Here is a 13,412-nt window from a genome sequence, read left to right as displayed (position 1 = left end):
AGCGGGTCACGCTCCCTTGCCGGGCACCAGCTGCAGGTACAGCGTGGTGAGGACGAAGTTGACGAAGAACAGCAGGAGGAAGGTGATGACGACCGACTGGTTCACCGAGTCGCCGACACCCTTGGGGCCGGGACGGGTGTTGAGCCCGCGGTACGCGGCGACGACGCCGGCGATGAAGCCGAAGATGACGGCCTTCAGCTCACCGACCCAGAGGTCGGAGATCTGCGCGAGCGCGGTGAAGCTGGCGAGGTACGCACCCGGGGTGCCGCCCTGCACGACGACGTTGAAGAAGTAGCCGCCGAGGACGCCGACGACCGAGACCAGCCCGTTGAGCAGGACGGCCGCGCCCATGCACGCGAGCACCCGCGGCACGACCAGCCGTTGGATCGGCGAGACACCCGTCACCTTCATCGCGTCGATCTCGTCGCGGATGGTCCGTGCTCCGAGGTCGGCACAGATGGCCGCACCTCCTGCCCCCGCGATGACGAGCGTCGTCACGATCGGTGCTGCCTGCTGGACGACCGCGAGCACGCTGGCCGCACCGGTGTAGGACTGGGCGCCGACCTGGACGGTCAGGGTGCCGAGCTGCAGCGCGATGACCGCGCCGAACGGGATGGCGACGAGCATCGCCGGGACCCACGAGACCGACACCACGAACCAGAACTGCTCGAGCGCCTCGCGCGCGGCGAACGGCCGGCGGAACGTGGCGCGGATCGTGTCGAGGCCGAGGGCGAAAAGGTTGCCGATCTCGTCCAGACCACGGACGACGGCAGGCTGCGTACGAGGTGGCGCGACTGGGTCGGTCTCCTCGTCGTCGGCGACGTAGAGCGGCGCCTTGCCTGACGACACCCGCGCGCCGTGACGGACCGCGCCGGCGCGCACGGCACCCGACGTGGGGACGAGCTGACGCGGGAGCACCTCGATGGCCCGGGCCCCGGAACGGACCATCGTCGCCATGCCGCCGCCATCGGGATACCCGTCGGGGTAGCCGTCGCCGTACCCGTACGTCGACTCGTCGGGCTCGTGGGTCGTGCTGTGGTCGACCTCCTCGCTCATGCCGATCGGTCCGTCGGGGTCCCCGCTCATGAACTGGGAGACGACGGGGTGGTCGGTGAGCAGGAACTCCTCGCGCGGCCCGAACATCACGAGCTCGCGGCGGTACAGCATCCCGAGGTTGTCCGGCAGCGTGCGGGCGAGCTCGATGTTGTGGGTGACGACGAGCATCGTCGCGTCGGTCTGTGCGTTGACGTCCAGCAGGAGCTGCGCCAGGTTCGCCGTACGCACCGGGTCGAGACCCGAGTCGGGCTCGTCGCAGAGGATGATCGACGGCTCGGTGACCAGCGAGCGGGCGAGGCCGGCGCGCTTGCGCATGCCTCCGGACATCTCGCCGGGGAGCTTGTGCTCCTGGCCGAGGAGCCCGACCAGATCCAGCTTCTCGGAGACGATCTGCTTGATCTCCTTCTCGGTCTTGCGGGTGTGGGCGCGCAACGGGAAAGCGACGTTGTCGTAGACCGGCATCGAGCCGAAGAGCGCACCGTCCTGGAAGAGGACGCCGAAGCTCTTGCGCAGCTCGAGGCGCTGGGACTCCTTCGCGCGGCACATGTCGACGCCGTCGATGTGGGCGACGCCGGCCTCCGGCTGGATGAGGCCCATCAGCGACTTGAGGAACACCGACTTGCCGGTGCCCGACGGGCCGAGCAGCGCCGTGATCTCCCCGGGCGGGAGCGTCAAGGTCACGTCACGCCAGATGTTCTGGCGCCCGAAGCTCTTCGTGAGGCCCTCGACCTCGACCGTCCCGCCCATTCGTCCTCCCTCGGCATTCGACCGCGCCGCGACGCGCCGTGATGTAGGCGGCACCGCATCGCCCCCTCAGCCGATTCGGTGCCTGGCGTCGAACGTAGGTGTGCTCCGCGTCACGCGGCAGAGGGTCAGACAAAGATCGACGGTTCGTGACCTCTTCGTGACCATGACTTGTCACGTGGGTGACAAACCAGGCGCACCCCGTCACGGCCGAGCGCTGCTCCGCGACGAGTACGCCCCCACCGGGTAGGCCGGTATTGCGTGCAGATTGATCAGGGCGGACGACCCCGAGCGTCGTTACCTTCTCGTTACCAACTCTTGTCATGCGCATGACAAGAACCGGGCCCGTTGCCGACCAATATCTCCGAACGGGTTGCCGATGCGCCACTCGCTGTGGCTTGATCGGCTCGTCGCCCCCTACCGACAGATGCACCGCCCTGGACATCGACTGGTGGAGGGAGCTGGCATGACACTCGTCGCACCTGGACGCGGCACACGACCCTCTCGGGAACCCGCGCTCCGTAATATCACGCGCGACCGTCTCGCGATGCTCACACGACAGATCGTGCGGGCGGTGATGCCAGGTCTGCCCGACGACTCCGAACTGTCGGGCCTCGTGTCGGAGGCCATCATGGCGTTCGTCGACGCCGAGGGGTCCTGCGCTCTCGCCTCTCAACGAGTAGAGGCGAGCATGCGCGACCTCGGTGGTCGCCTTGCCGAGGCGAACACTCCGCCCGACCGTGTGAACGAGGCGTTCGACAGCATCCACGCTGCCGTCCAGCGTGGCCTCCAGATGACCCTGGGCAGCTCAGTCTCCGGTCACGTGGTCCTCCGGCTCCGCGAGGGCATCGCGGCGTATCTGGCCCAGCTGCAGGTCCACTTGAACCACGGCTGGACCGAGCGCCAGCGGGCGGGGGCACTCCGGGCAGAACAGCTGAAGCACCTTCACGCGACGATCTTTCGCGGCGGTTCGCGCCTCGACCACGCGCTCGAGCTGTCCGGTCTCGACCCGACGGACGAATTCACAGCGCTCGTGTCGGTACGCGATCCGCTACCCCCTCGGATCCGGCACGACCCCGACGTCCTCGCCGGCAACGACCTCCGCGAAGCACTCGTCCCCGCTGCCGCTGGGTGGTCCGCCCACCTCCGGGAGCACGTGACCCGCCAGGTCGTCGTCGGCCCTCCAGCGGGCCTGCAACGGATCGCGGAGTCGCTCGAGCTCACTCGCCGGGCGGCTCTGCTGCTGCGGGAGTCGACGGCGCACGACGACCGCACGATCGTCCCGTGCACGGACCTGCTCGGCCCTCTCCTCCTCGGCGGCAACCGCTACCTGGCCGAGCTCCTGGTCACGAAGCATCTCGGCAGCCTGAGCGCGCTCGGACCGGAGCGCCGTGTGCACCTGGGCGAGATGCTGCTGGTCTGGCTCGAGACCGGGCAACCCGTCGCCGCCGTCGCCCGCGCGCTGGGGCTCGCACCCCAGACCGCGCACAGCCGCGCGCAAGCACTTCGCAAGATCTTCGGCGACGACCTTGACGATCCGTCGTCCCGACTCGAGCTCATCCTCGCGCTCCGAGCAGTCCTCCCCGAATGGTCCAGCCTCCCCCGTCCCTGATCCCCAACCCCATCCCCCGGTTTCCGGCAGACCGACACACCTTCGTCGTGCCGCCAAGAGAAAGAGAGACAACCATGAAGACCCTCGTACGACGGGGCGCCACCGGCGTCATCGCCGGCGCGGTCGTGACGCTCGGGATGACCGTCCCTGCGCACGCCGAGCTGGGCACGCCCGTCACGCCGGGCAGTGAAGGCAAGGTGGCCGCGTGGGGCAACCCAGACGTCGAGTCCCAGGTGCCGACCGGACTCGACGGGAAGAAGGTCGCGGCGATCGAGGCGGGCTCGTACTTCAGCCTCGCGCTCGTCAGCGACGGCACCGTTGCCGCCTGGGGCCGCGACTCCGCCGATCCGGTGTTCCTCCTCCCCGAGGGCCTCGACGACGTCAAGGCCCTCTCGGCGGGCGCGCAGAACGCGCTCGCGCTGAAGGACGACGGCACCGTCGTCGCCTGGGGCAACAGCAACACGGGCGTGAACACCGTTCCCGCCACGCTCGGGCCCGTCAAGGCGATCGAGATGACGCCGCTGATGGCGATGGCCGTCAAGGCAGACGGAACAGTCGCGACGTGGGGTGCCAGCGCCGCCACGCTTCCCGTGCCCGACGGCCTGTCGGACGTCGCGTCCCTGGCATCCGCGCCGACCCACGTGCTCGGCCTGAAGTCCGACGGCACGGTCACGGCGTGGGGTCTGATGAACATCGCCGGGGAGCTGGACGTCCCCGACGAGATCCAGGGTCACGTCACGCAGATCGCGGCCGGGATGAGCACGAGCGCGGCGCTCACCGATGACGGCGTGCTGCACCTGTGGGGGTCGATGGCGGCCGATCCGCGGCCGGACGCGCTCGGTGACGAGGAGATCGCTGAGGTGGACATCAGCACGACGATCGTCGTGCGGACCGAGTCTGGCCGGGTCTTCTCCTGGGGTGGGGGCGCCAATCCCGACGCGGCCAGCATGAACGAGGTTCCGGCCTCGCTCGAGGGCCAGCCGATCGCTGCGATCTCCGCGGGCACGTCCCACAACCTCGCGCTCGTCACGGGGCTCAACGCACTCACTGCACCCAAGGTGTCGGGCACGGCGAAGGTCGGGCAGAAGCTCACCCTGACGCCCGCGACCTTCAACGAGACGCCGGACACTGTGGTTTCTCAGTGGAAGGCGAACGGCACACCGATCAGCGGGGCAACCGGCAGCGAGCTCACGCTGACGGCCGCACACGTCGGGAAGCGCATCACTGTCACCCAGACGGCCACGAAGGGCGACAAGACGGAGACCACCACGTCGGCAGCGACGGCACCCGTCGCGCCGCTCGCGGTGACCTCGCGGCTGACCGCAAACGCGCCGACAGTCCGTTACGGCGTCGCGCCCCAGGTCCGGGTCAGCCTCGCGCCGCCGACCGCCTCCGGCACCGTCGAGGTTGCTGCGGGAAGTCGCCGGCTCGCCGTCGGTCGGCTCTCGGCAGGCCGAGCAGTCGTCACGCTCCCTCGCACCGCGCTCGCCCCGGGTCGCCACAACCTCACGGTCCGCTACGCCGGAGATGCCACGACGAAGCCGTCGGCGGTCGGCGTCCGGCTGAACATCTCCAAGGCGAAGGCAACCGTCGCCGCGAAGGTCAGGACGAAGAAGGTCGTCGCCAAGAGGACAAAGGCCAAGGTGAAGGTCTCGGTCCGCTCGAACGTCCGTGCGAGCGGCAAGGTCGCCGTCTTCGTCGGGAAGAAGAAGGTGGGGACGGCACGCGTGAAGGCGAACGGCACAGCCGTGGTGACGCTGAAGAAGCTGCCGAAGGCCGGCAAGACCAAGCTCAAGATCCGCTACCTGGGCTCGAGCACCGTGGACGTGGCTACCACCACCCTCAGGCTCAAGGTCCGCAAGCGGTAGCGCTCGACGCGCAACGGGGGTGCCTCGTCCGATCGACGAGGCACCCCTCCCCTCATCGACAAGGAGAAGAGCATCATGCATTCACTGCTTCGCCGCGGCGCTGTCGCCGTGGCTTCGAGCGCACTCGCCCTGGGTGCCTTACCGGGCCCCGCAACCGCCGACTCCGGCCGGGTTCCGCTTGCGGATGCCGGAGCCGTCACCGGGTGGGGCAGCAGTCCGGTTCTCAGCACCATCCCTGCCTCGCTCAGCGGAAAGGCCGTCACCGCCGTCGCTGCTGGCGGCGGATTCAACTTTGCCCTCACGGCCGACGGGAAGGTCACCGCTTGGGGGGACGGCATCGGTGATGCCGCCCGCAACAACGTGAAGGTTCCCGCTGGTCTGTCGGATGTCATCGCCGTGGAGGCGGGGTTGAACGGTGTCGCACTCCGTTCCAACGGCACCGTCGTCGCGTGGGGCGATCCCGGCTGGGGCATCACCAACGTTCCCGCGGGTCTGCGAGACGTGACGAAGGTCTCTGCCCCGTCATGGACGGCGCTCGCGCTCAAGAAGGACGGCACGGTCGTCACGTGGGGCCGCAAGTCGACCGGCGCGTTCGCCGTTCCCGCCGGTCTGTCCAACGTCGTCGACGTCGCCGCCAGCGAAGGGCTCCAGCTGGCTCTCAAGTCTGACGGCACCGTGGTGGGTTGGGGGGAAGAGTCCTCTTGCGGTTGTGCGCGTCTCCCTGTGCCGGCCGAGATCCAGGGGAGGACGATCGCCATCGCCAACGGAGCAGGCGTCTCCGGCGCCATCACCGACGACCACCGGGTTCACCTCTGGAGAGGGACGCCTTCGAGCGACGCCCTCGTGAATGCCGCCGTCGAGACGGTCCTGGGCGGCGAGAAGGCCGTGTCGATCTCGATCCCCAACGCCAATCGGTTCTCGGTCCTCACCGAGTCGGGCAAGGTGTTCGTCTTCGATGCCAGCGGAGGGCTGCTGAAGCTTCTCGAGGACCATCGATACACCCAGGCGTCGACGAGCGAATCCACGACGTTGGGGTTGTACGCCGCGTTGCGGACAGCGACTCCGCCGCGCGTCAGCGGAACGGCCACGACCGGACACAGTCTCTCGCTCTCCTCGGGGACGTTCTCTGGCGCGCCTGAGACCGTGACCTCGCAGTGGAAGGCCGATGGCACGCCCATCACCGGCGCGACGGGGACGACTCTCGCTCTGACGAGCGCCCATCTTGGGAAGCGGATCACGGTGACTCAGACCGCGACGAAGGGCGGCGAGACCGTCAGCGCGACGTCCGCCGCAACGGCGCCGGTCGCCCTTCCACAGGTCGCCTCGACCGTACGGGCCAGCGCCGCAGCAGTGCGGTACGGCGCGAGCGCGCCGCGGGTCAACGTCCTCATCTCTCCCGCCGGTGCCAGCGGCAGGGTGGACGTCTCCAAGGGAACCCGGCGGCTCGCCACGGGGACTGCTCAGTCGGGTCGAGCGTCGTTGACGCTTCCGAAGACGGCACTCACTCCTGGAGTGCACACCCTCACGATCCGGTACGCAGGCAGTGCCACGGTGAAGGCATCCGCCACCAGCGTGCGGATTAGCGTTGCCAAGGCCAACGCCAAGGTCAGCGCCAAGGCAGCCACGAAGAAGATCGTCGCTAAGAAGACCAGGGCGAAGGTCAAGGTCTCGGTCCGAGCGACAGGAGTCCGCGCCAACGGCACGGTCGCCGTCTTCCTCGGCGCGAAGAAGGTCGGAACTGCCCGTCTGAAGGCCAACGGAACCGCAGTCGTCCGACTCAAGAAGCTGCCCAAGGCCGGGAAGGTCAAGCTGTCGGTCCGCTACCTGGGGTCGGCCACGGTGAACAAGTCGGCGAAGACGATCAAGGTCAAGGTCCGAAAGGCCTGAGACCGCAGCACCTGACGATGTCGTGATGAGGCGCCCCACCCGCTCGGGTGGGGCGCCTTCGTTGTGGGGCCGCAAGGGCTTGGCCGCGTGATGAGGGCTCGGCGTCAACCGTTGTTGGTGGGGTACGGCATCTCACCCACGTACGGGCACTGGCCGAGATCGATCAGACTCGGCACCGTGTTCCAGCAGAGTCCGTGCGCCTTCGCCTGCGTCACCACGACGGGGAAGTCCCGGCCCGAGGCGACCGAGCTCACCAGCGGGCTCAGGTTCTCACCGCCGGTCCCGCACCCGACGAAGCGAGGAACGTCGATCGTTGCCCGGATGACGCCGCCCAGCGCGGCGTTGTACTTGCCCACGGGCACTCCGAGGCGGGAGTCGAAATCCAACGGCTCGCCGGTCGACAGGTCACGCCATGCGGTGTTGTCCTGGTTGGAGAAGTAGCCTTCGCCACGTCCACGGAGAACCGCACCCTTCGCCTCACACCGCGGGCCGACGTTCATCGTCACTCCATCGACGACGAGCTCCGACAGCCGGACATCCAAGGTCCCACGGACGTCGGAGTCACTGATCCGGTGATAGTTGTCGGTCGGGAAGCAGTCACCGCAAGGCCCGAGAAGTCGCTGATAGTAGTCATCGTCGGTCGTTGCCACCAGCGGCTCGGGAAGTCCGTCAGCTCCGGACCGCAGTCGCAGCTCGACTGTCGCGGTGGCGGGGATGGTTCCGAAGGCGACCGTTCGGATCTTCACCGGCGGGAACGTGCGGAAGGTCGACGACTCGATCGGCTTCTTCGGGGTGACCGGGAACACCCTGGCAGTGAACGGAAAGCCTTGGTACGAGTTCGGTGCGAGCTCGCAGCGTTCTGGTGGCTCGATCACGCCGTGACAGCTCGGATTGCCGGCCAGAGCGACGATGGTGTCGGCGACGACCAGGGCGTCCGCCAGCTGCATCCACTGCTTTGACGGCCTCACGTACGCGAGCGTGGTCGTCCCGCTCCCGACCATGCCGAAACCGAGCTGCTTGGGAAGATTGGGATACGTGGAATCTGGCTCTGCGGCCGCACCGCCGGCGATGGCCAAAGTCGCGGCGACAGACGTCGCCACGGCCGCCTTGCGGAGGCGGGTCCCCAGAACTCGCATGGGGCCGATCGTGACACGGGCCGCTGGACGAGATCCAGAGAATCGGTTCGTTTCACCACGAACTCGGATGCCTATCCGACCTGAGCCCTGCCCGCTCCAGACCGCTGCACGAACGGCCGATCTCGACCGTCACCTCGTGAGACGCGGTGCGCCGAAGCGGAGATATCTATCCCAAGCCGTCATGAGGCGGAAGCCGAAACTTGGATGTCCGTCCCATATCTCAAGGATGTGCGTCCTGGGCGATGTGAACCAGGTCACGCGACTGCTGGAATGCGAGTGCCACGGACAACCGTCCGGGCGAAACCGAGAACGACGAGAACGAGGGGAGTCTCATCATGAGACGCTTCATCCGAGGAGTCGGCGCAGCAGTGGGGGCAGCAGCGTTCGTTGGGGTGGCAGCCACCACCGCCTACGCCGGACCGCCCGCGAACGTGACCGTTGGCGGAGCCACGACCGGAAGCCACGCGATCAGCGGCCACACCACGGGCGCGATCAGCTTCAACGCCGGCGGCGTCGCCATGTCGTGCACCAGCGGCACGGCGACCGGGTCGGTCACGGCAGGGTCCTACACGCCCTACCCGACACCCAACGTGGCGACCATCACGGGTACCACGTGGAGCGGCTGCGTCGGTCCGCTGGGTATCCCGATGAACGTGGCGCACTCCGGCACGTGGGGGCTGCAGATCACCGGGAACGAGAGCGGCACGGTCACCCCCGGCCGGCTCGTCAACATCTCTGCGACGGTGACCTCGGCGACGCCAGGTCTGTGCTCGTTCAAGGTCGCGGGAACGGTGAACGGCAGCTTCAACGACGCCACGAGCACGGGCGCCCACACGCACAACGGGCAGCTCCTCTCGGTCGTCACGGCGGGCTCGACGCTGACCGTGTCGAACGTGGTCGGCTGCTTCAACCTCATCCCGAACGGCGCTTCGGCGAACTTCGCCGGCACCTACCACGTCACGAAGACCGACAACAACACCGAGTGGCCGATCAAGATCACAACTTGATCCACTCATGAAGGCGGGGGACTTCGGGTCCCCCGCCTTCAGCCCGCAATCCCCCTCACCCTTCCGACAATCCGCACCCTCGACTCGAACGGAAAAAGCGTGAAGATTCTTCGTACCCTCGCCGTGGCCGGCGCTGCTGCTGCACTGGCATTCATGCCCACTGCCGCCAACGCGGTCACACTCAACGTCGAATACGACGCGACCGGCTGGTCGCACATCAACACCACCGACTCCGACCTGTGGATCAAGCCCACCACGCTGTCCCTCGCGATGGAGAGCGATGATGGAACGTTCACTGGCCACATGCCTCTGCAGCCTGCCGACACCAAGTTCCACCTGCTGGGCTTCCTGCCGGTGAAGGCTCAGGTGAACTTCATCGAGGCCGCCCCGGTCACCGGCAGCATCGCCTACGTCGATGGCGCCAACAAGGTCACCTCGACCGCGTCGTACTACATCCGCCTCTCCGACGTCCTCATCGGCGGCCTTCCTGCCTTCGTGGGCAACAACTGCCGCACCAAGGTCCCCGTCACCATCCCCGCCAACACCCCGGCCGGGGAGTCCTTCGACGTCACCAACGGCGGCCGCCTCGTCGGCGAGTACACCATCGGAGCCTTCCAGAACTGCGGACTGCAGACCTTCATCCTCAACCAGATCGTGCCCGGACACGGAAGCACGATCGATCTCAACGTCAGCAACGGACGAATCAGCGTCGGCTGAGCCGCCATCCCTGACATCGAGTTCGATGAGGGGCGGTCCGGGCCATCACCGGACCGCCCCTCACCCATGTCCCGACCCGCAGGCGACACCTACCTCGCGGGGTCGGCTGCCTTCGGATCGCTATCCCAACAAGGGGGGCGAACTCGCAGGTGCGTGGGACGTCCGTCCGAGCGGACCGCACCCACCTTCCGCGCGTCGGTGCGCCCTGCTTGGCTAGTTTCACGCCCCGCAGGGCGGCCGGAAACCCTCCCTCCTTTCGGCGCCCTGCGGGACCGTAACGACGTTCCTTTGTGATAGGACATGTGATGCACGGCACACCGCGGGAGGGGCGGGGGCACAGCCATGGATCTCAGTCAGACCGTCACGAGGACTCCGGCATGATCGAGGCTGGGGCCGGCCAGGCCCTCTCGCCAGGAGAGGTACCGCCGGGCGTCGTCAATCTCGTCAAGCCGACTCTTGACGACCTTGTCGAGCGGATCACCGCCAAGATCCAGCGAGAGGTGCCGTCTTTCGCCGGCTCGACGACGGGGCGGCGAAGCAAGCTCATCAGCACTGCAGCGACCGGCGCGATCAGCCATTTCCTTGACATGGTTCTGGGAAAGCCCTCGTCAACCGGGGCGCGTGTCGACGACCTCTTCCGACGCATGGGATACGCCGAGGCCAGCGACGGCCACTCCCTCACCGCGCTCCGCGAGTCACTCCAGCTCGCTGGCCGTGAGGCTTGGGCCGAGCTTCGAGCCATTGCCTCGAAGCACAATCTGTCCGCAGACGTGCTGGGCAAGCTCGGCGACGACCTGTTCGGTTATCTCGACCATCTGGCCGACCAGGCGACGACAGGCTACGACGCCGCCCGGCGTGCACGGGACAGCGACATCGTCGCCGCTCGGCGTCGCCTTCTCGACGGGCTGCTCGATGGCGTGAGCGACGCAGCGGAGATCGACAGGCTTGCTGCGAACGCCGCATGGGTCCTCGCGCCTCGCGTCGTCGTCCTGAGCGCCGACGCGCCGGACGGCACTGAGCTGCCAGACCTTGCCGAGTCCGACGCACCGGTCCTCGCGCGCACGTCTCCGTCCCCCGCCGTCTATGTCTGCTCCGTCGACGACAGCGTCACTGTCCTCGCCCTGCTCCGCGACGCGATACCGACGATCCGCATCGCCGCCAGCTGGAAGGTGTCCGTCGGTGACGTGGCCGACGCCCGACGCTGGACCGTCCGAGCACTCGACCTCTCGGACAAGGGCATCATCTCCGAGGAGGTGATCGAGTGCGCCAAGTACCGCACCATGCTCTGGCTGCACTCGGAACCAGCACTGCGTCGTCAGATGGCGCAGGAACTGCTCGTCCCGCTCTTCGCCGAGACCCCGAACTCCCGCGAGATCCTCTCCGAGACTCTGCTCGACTGGCTGCAGACCCGCGACAGCGCCCCGGCGATCGCAGGACGTCTCGGGGTGCACGCCCAGACGGTGCGCTACCGCTGGAAGCGCATCAACGAGCTGTTCGGGGAGGCCCTGCACGACCCCGAGTTCATCGTGCAGCTGACGATGGTGCTCAAGGCGAGCGTGCCGCTGTGGATCGCCGGCGACCAGAGCGACTTCGAGCGTTTCAGGAGCGAGGATCCGACGTGACGACGGCGCCCACTGATACCCGTGCGCCGCGCGACCGGCGTACGGGCCCGGCTGCACTCCGACCGACCGCCTCCCCCGCGCGGCGGATAGCGCTCGGCGCGGTGACCATGCTGGCCGTCGGCGTCGTGCTCCTCTGCTCGACACCGGTCGTCCGCTTCCCCTCGTGGCGAGAGGTCGTGGTCGCCGCCGGGAGCGCCGTCTCTCTGGCGTGCGTGTGGAGCTTGCGCGCGGAGATCGTCGCCGAGTTGCGTCGCCGACGGCTCGCACTCACGACACTCTCGCTCGTCGCCGTCGCCGCCTCTTGCGCCTGGTCCGTCGGCGCGCTGGTCACGCACGGGCGCACGGTCGACCTCGGCGTCGCCGCCGTGGTGGGTGTCGTCGTCCTCGCCTGCCACGGGGTGCATCGGGAGGCGACAACTGGCCCCACACCGGTCCCCGCCTGGGTCGTCCCGGTCGCATTGGCGGTCGCCGCCGCTACGGTCGGTGTCTGGCTCGCGATCGACGCTCGCCCAGCGCGCGCGTTCGCTGCCGGAGTGGCGGTCGTGATCGCGGCCTGCCCCGGCGCGATCGGGCTCGCGCTGCCCGCGGCGTACCGCAGCGGAGTGCGACGCGGCGATGCCCTCGGCGTGGTGATCCACGACGCGGCCACGCTGGCCGCGAGCAGACGCGTCGACGTCGTCGTGCTCGACGGGCTCGGCACGGTCGCGTCCGGCAAGCGCGTCGCGTCGGTCGATGCGTTCGTCGCCGACCACGAACGCAACCTCCGCTGGTTCGCCGGGGCGCTCGAGCACGCCTCGGCCCACCCCGTCGGCAAGGCGATCGCCAAGCTGTCGGCGCGCGGGCGGCTGTCCGGCGTCGAGACCCACCCAGGCCTCGGCATCAGCGGGTCGGTCGACCGGCATCCGGTCCGCGTCGGCCGTCCGGAGTGGGTGGGCATCGACGTGACCGAGCGCGTGGGCACCACCGTCGGCGTCGAGGTCGACGCGCGACCGCTCGGCACGATCACGGTCGTCGACGCCGTGCGCCCGACGGCGAAGCAGGCGGCCGCCAACCTGCGCCGCCTCAACGTCGACCCGGTCCTCGTGACGACGGCGAACCCGCTGACGGCGAAGGACGTCGCCGAGCAGGTGGGCATCGACCGGTTCGTCGCGGAGGCCGGGGCGACGAGCACGACGACGCTTGTGTCGGAGCTGCGCGACGAGGGCCGCACCGTTGCTGTGCTCGCGGACGAGTCGCTGGTTCTGGACCCGAGCGCGGGCGAGGACGAGCGGTCGACGGTGACGCTCGCCGAAGGCGATGTCGCCGAGGCCGTGACCGCACTGACCCTCGCGCGGACGATCGACGCCCAGGTGCGCACGACGCTGCGGGCCGCCGCCGCCTACACCGCGGCTGCGGTCGCCGTCGCCGCGGTCGGGGTGCTCCCGCCGATGGGGGCGGCGCTCGCGCTCGCAGCGAGCTCGCTGGTGGTGCTGGCGAGCGCGATGAAGCTGCGCCGATTCGCCGCGTGAGCCACGCCGCGTCCGTCCGCTCGGGTACCCGAGCGGCCCCGCACTGACCCCTGTGAGGGCGCTGGGGTCAGTGCGCGTTCGGTGGGGTACCCCACCGAACGCGGATCGGCCACCAGCCCGACGCCCTCGACGAGTCCGCTGCGCGACGGGAGCTGATCCTCGCGCTCCACACCGTCCTCCCCCGCTGGAGGGCCCAGGTTCAGAAGTCTCTATGAAGTGGCGCACCGATCCACCGGTTCGGCTTTCGGGGAGGGA

At 68.6% G+C, this 13,412-nt stretch carries 9 protein-coding genes; 7 read left to right on the top strand and 2 right to left on the bottom strand.

The window, feature by feature from the left end:
* Positions 1-6: 6 nt before the first annotated feature.
* Positions 7-1,803: an ABC transporter permease gene (locus NYZ95_RS20600; protein ID WP_443677483.1), complete on the bottom strand. Its 1,797-nt coding sequence runs from the start codon at positions 1,801-1,803 to the stop codon at positions 7-9.
* A 544-nt stretch (positions 1,804-2,347) separates the two neighbouring features.
* Between NYZ95_RS20600 and NYZ95_RS15565 the strand changes: the two genes are divergently transcribed.
* From NYZ95_RS15565 to NYZ95_RS15555, 3 genes are all read left to right on the top strand, one after another.
* Positions 2,348-3,412, top strand: a complete 1,065-nt coding sequence (locus NYZ95_RS15565) for a PucR family transcriptional regulator (RefSeq protein ID WP_262852240.1) — start codon at positions 2,348-2,350, stop codon at positions 3,410-3,412.
* A 74-nt stretch (positions 3,413-3,486) separates the two neighbouring features.
* Positions 3,487-5,280 (top strand): Ig-like domain repeat protein, encoded by a 1,794-nt coding sequence (locus tag NYZ95_RS15560; protein ID WP_262852239.1) that lies wholly within the window; start codon positions 3,487-3,489, stop codon positions 5,278-5,280.
* Positions 5,281-5,355: 75 nt separating this feature from the next.
* Positions 5,356-7,167 (top strand): RCC1 domain-containing protein, encoded by a 1,812-nt coding sequence (locus NYZ95_RS15555; protein ID WP_262852238.1) that lies wholly within the window; start codon positions 5,356-5,358, stop codon positions 7,165-7,167.
* A gap of 104 nt (positions 7,168-7,271) precedes the next feature.
* Here NYZ95_RS15555 and NYZ95_RS15550 read toward each other — a convergent pair whose 3' ends face one another.
* Entirely contained in the window at positions 7,272-8,303 is a 1,032-nt protein-coding gene (locus NYZ95_RS15550; RefSeq protein ID WP_262852237.1) for a hypothetical protein, read from the bottom strand.
* 392 nt (positions 8,304-8,695) lie between these two features.
* Between NYZ95_RS15550 and NYZ95_RS15545 the strand changes: the two genes are divergently transcribed.
* From NYZ95_RS15545 to NYZ95_RS15530, 4 genes are all read left to right on the top strand, one after another.
* Positions 8,696-9,310, top strand: a complete 615-nt coding sequence (locus NYZ95_RS15545) for a hypothetical protein (RefSeq protein ID WP_262852236.1) — start codon at positions 8,696-8,698, stop codon at positions 9,308-9,310.
* Between the two features lie 123 nt (positions 9,311-9,433).
* A complete protein-coding gene (locus NYZ95_RS15540; RefSeq protein WP_262852235.1) occupies positions 9,434-10,027 on the top strand; it encodes a hypothetical protein in 594 nt (197 codons plus the stop codon).
* A gap of 377 nt (positions 10,028-10,404) precedes the next feature.
* The gene (locus NYZ95_RS15535) at positions 10,405-11,649 is read left to right on the top strand and encodes a PucR family transcriptional regulator (protein ID WP_262852234.1); all 1,245 of its coding nucleotides are present in this window, start codon (positions 10,405-10,407) and stop codon (positions 11,647-11,649) included.
* Positions 11,646-13,157 (top strand): HAD family hydrolase, encoded by a 1,512-nt coding sequence (locus NYZ95_RS15530; protein ID WP_262852233.1) that lies wholly within the window; start codon positions 11,646-11,648, stop codon positions 13,155-13,157. Before NYZ95_RS15535 ends, NYZ95_RS15530 begins: the two co-directional genes overlap by 4 nt.
* Positions 13,158-13,412 lie beyond the last annotated feature (255 nt).

Source organism: Mumia quercus (assembly GCF_025506335.1).
GTDB classification, from domain to species: domain Bacteria; phylum Actinomycetota; class Actinomycetes; order Propionibacteriales; family Nocardioidaceae; genus Mumia; species Mumia quercus.
Note: the sequence above shows the minus strand (reverse complement) of the source record. Positions and strands in the feature narration are given on the sequence as shown.

Coding starts and splice junctions, on each gene's coding strand:
- NYZ95_RS20600 (WP_443677483.1), bottom strand. CDS start 1,803: ATGGGCGGGACGGTCGAGGTCGAGGGCCTCACGAAGAGCTTCGGGCGC.
- NYZ95_RS15565 (WP_262852240.1), top strand. CDS start 2,348: ATGCTCACACGACAGATCGTGCGGGCGGTGATGCCAGGTCTGCCCGAC.
- NYZ95_RS15560 (WP_262852239.1), top strand. CDS start 3,487: ATGAAGACCCTCGTACGACGGGGCGCCACCGGCGTCATCGCCGGCGCG.
- NYZ95_RS15555 (WP_262852238.1), top strand. CDS start 5,356: ATGCATTCACTGCTTCGCCGCGGCGCTGTCGCCGTGGCTTCGAGCGCA.
- NYZ95_RS15550 (WP_262852237.1), bottom strand. CDS start 8,303: ATGCGAGTTCTGGGGACCCGCCTCCGCAAGGCGGCCGTGGCGACGTCT.
- NYZ95_RS15535 (WP_262852234.1), top strand. CDS start 10,405: ATGATCGAGGCTGGGGCCGGCCAGGCCCTCTCGCCAGGAGAGGTACCG.